Origin of the sequence: Pseudomonas sp. HY2-MNA-CIBAN-0224, from assembly GCF_040310285.1 — a bacterium.
Lineage (GTDB): Bacteria > Pseudomonadota > Gammaproteobacteria > Pseudomonadales > Pseudomonadaceae > Aquipseudomonas > Aquipseudomonas helleri.
In genome coordinates this window covers 1-262 of record NZ_JBEOPQ010000625.1, presented here as the reverse complement: position 1 = coordinate 262, position 262 = coordinate 1, and the positions used below count along the sequence as shown (strand labels likewise).

Annotated in this window: 1 protein-coding gene; it reads left to right on the top strand. The window is 47.3% G+C overall.

Annotation, left to right across the window (positions count from 1 at the left end; genetic code table 11):
- A partial coding sequence (locus AAEZ03_RS27815) for an SIS domain-containing protein (protein ID WP_350583125.1) occupies positions 1 to 262 on the top strand: 262 nt, incomplete at both ends.

Genomic DNA, 262 nt, shown 5'->3' with positions numbered 1-262 from the left:
CTCTTACATTCATGCTGAAGGCTATGCAGCAGGTGAGCTGAAACACGGTCCATTGGCATTGGTCGATAAAGACATGCCTATTGTGGTGCTAGCGCCAAAAGACAGTATGTTTGATAAGCTAAAAGCCAACATGCAAGAAGTACATGCGCGTCACGGTGAGCTGTTTGTATTCGCCAGTGAAGAAAGCAAGATGGTCGCAGAAGATAGAATGCACGTGGTCTATGTGCCTGATGTTTGCGAGACGCTAGCCCCTATCGTATAC